Annotated in this window: 4 protein-coding genes; all 4 read left to right on the top strand. The window is 31.9% G+C overall.

Going from position 1 to position 2673, the window contains the following annotated elements:
• Window positions 1–667: carbon monoxide dehydrogenase (locus KO464_03975; protein MCC7572530.1), on the top strand; the 667-nt coding region annotated here is incomplete at its 5' end.
• Between the two features lie 46 nt (window positions 668–713).
• Complete coding sequence (locus tag KO464_03970; GenBank protein MCC7572529.1) at window positions 714–1304, top strand: hypothetical protein; 591 nt, start codon at window positions 714–716, stop codon at window positions 1302–1304.
• A gap of 41 nt (window positions 1305–1345) precedes the next feature.
• Entirely contained in the window at window positions 1346–2338 is a 993-nt protein-coding gene (locus KO464_03965) for a HAMP domain-containing histidine kinase (protein ID MCC7572528.1), read from the top strand.
• 36 nt (window positions 2339–2374) lie between these two features.
• Window positions 2375–2673 (top strand): phosphotransferase (locus tag KO464_03960; protein ID MCC7572527.1); only part of this gene is annotated, 299 nt, incomplete at its 3' end.

Below are 2673 nucleotides of genomic sequence, written 5' to 3'. Positions count from 1 at the left end.
CGAAGCTATCGTGGGATTTTCTACTGAGAGCATCGTTGAGGCTCTAGGGGGCACAATTGAACCATTGCTAAATGCAATTAAAGACGGTACAATAAGAGGTGTTGCTGGAATGGTTTCGTGTACTTCTCTAAGAGATTCGGGGCAAGATGTTCACACAATAAGAATGGTAAAAGAATTGATAAAGAGGGATATCTTAGTTCTATCCCTTGGATGTGGTAACGGGGCAGTGCAGGTTGGAGGGCTCTGTAGTTTAGAGGCTAAAGATCTGGCAGGTCCAGGATTAAAGAAATTATGTACTCTCTTGAATATCCCGCCCGTATTAAGTTATGGAACATGTACCGATACTGGAAGGCTGGCAGATTTGATTGGAACAATTTCAAATGCATTAGGTAATGTGCCGGTAACAGATCTACCAGTTGTTGCAGTTGCACCAGAATACATGGAGCAAAAGGCAACTATAGATGCTATATTCGCATTGGCATTTGGATTATATACCTACGTTAATCCTGTACCTCCAGTAACAGGTGGTCCAAATCTTGTCAAACTTTTGACCGTAGATTGCAAAGATATAACAGGCGGCGTATTAAACGTTGAAAAGGATTCAGTTAAAGCATCTGATGATATCCTTTCTCATATAGAATCTAAGAGAAAGAAACTAGGAATTTAGATTTTAATACTAAATTTTTTATATTTAATTATTCTTTTGTTTATGGATGCAAAAAGAGAGTATCTCATCAAAGAATGCAAACGATCCAAAAATTATTTCAGGAGAGTCTAGCCCTAAAAAAAATATTAGATCTGAGCGAAGGGATTCTTGGCTAATAACACAACTTGATTACTATGAAGTGAACTACGCTAAAAGTGGTATAGACGAAATAAAAAAGAGAGTTATTTTAATACAAGAGAATATCCTGCCTATCCAGAGATTACTACTTATATACCCTGAAAGATGGCCAAAAATATATGTTGCAATAGAACTATTCAAAGAAAAGTCAAAGAAAGACTGGGAAAAAAGAATCGATGGAATGAGATATCACAATGTAACTCTCAGTGAAATGGAATATTTGAAGAAATCTTTAATGCATACAAACCTTAAATTGTCAAAGCTCAAAGTTCCTTTACCTTCTCCTATATTTAATGCAATTTATAGATTTATAGAAAATAAAGATTTTGAGTATCTACTGGACAAAAAATCAATATCCTATATATTAAGCCTCACAGAAATGGAGAATCCACCTCCAAATTGGGATAAAAAACTTTATGAGTTCTTGAGAAAATATTTTCGAAAAGAGATTATGAAATAATAATTCGAACAAGCGAAAGTTATTTAATTAACTATCCTTTTATGGAGCAGATTCAAATGTTGAAAGATAATCTTGATCTTCTTGTATTTTCTATTTTTGGATTTCTTATCGTATTGTTATGGTTTCTCGCATTTCCAATTGATACTTCATTTTACCATGCTAATATATTATTTGAAGGCGCATATCTCTTCTTAGTTATAATAATGCTTTTTTACGTATTCAAATTAAATATCAGAACATTTACTTTTGGCTGGGCCATCTTCTCTTACGGATTATTAATGGATTTTCTAGATGAATTTACCAAAGAATCTGAATTCTTTAATACATATCTTCAAGGAATAATAATATCTATAGGTCTTTTCATTGTTGTATTTAAATTTGCTAAATCTGTTACAAAAGACAGAAAAGAAAAAGATGAGATAAGTGATTTGAATAATACTCTGAAACTCCTAAATAAAATATTGAGACACGACATATTAAATAATATTTCAGTCACATTGATGTCTTTAGAGATGCTCAATACCCAAGATACAAAACTTAAGGATAAGGCCATTAAAGCAATGAACAAAAGTGTAGATCTAATCAACAAGGTACGAGAATTTGAATACGACATATCGTCCGATAATAATATCAAAAATTACAATCTTAAAGACATAATTGGTGAAGTAGTTAAAAATTATGATGTTAAAATAAATCTAATCGGCGACTTTAACATTAAAGTCAAAAATACCTTTACATCAGTAATTGACAATGTTGTAAGAAATGCGATAGTGCATGGAAAAGCTGACAAGATTGACATGTCATTTTATGAAAATAACGGGCATTACACAATAAAAATAGCAGATAATGGTAAAGGGATTCCCGATGAAAACAAGGAGAAGATATTCGAAGAAAATTTTTGTTTTGGGGAAAATAAAGGTTCTGGTCTTGGTCTTTACATAGTAAAAGAGCTTCTCAAGAAGTCCAATGGTGATATAACGGTAGAGGATAATAAACCAAAGGGAACTATCTTCATAATTAGTCTGATCAAATAGGATAAGATTAAATAGAATTGGGAAAACGATGGTGGTATGCTAATTGATTTTGTTTATCTTGAAAAAAATCTTCAGGATCACATTGTAAAACAATTCAATTCGAAGAAGAACTCCGTTTATTTATTAGAGCACGACTCCCAAAAAATTGTGGCAAAAGTTTTCAAAACATCAAGACATCGATTTGAATTTGAAATATTGCAAAATCTTTATAAAAAAAATATCCCTGTTCCAAAGCCATACTCTTTAGTTAATCAAACAATTTTTATGGAATACATCCAAGGCGAAACATTGATGGATATTATAAATTCCAATTTAGCCAATAAAGAAAAATTTCT

The sequence above is a fragment of the Methanofastidiosum sp. genome, from assembly GCA_020854815.1.
GTDB lineage: Archaea > Methanobacteriota_B > Thermococci > Methanofastidiosales > Methanofastidiosaceae > Methanofastidiosum.
Note: the sequence above shows the minus strand (reverse complement) of the source record. Positions and strands in the feature narration are given on the sequence as shown.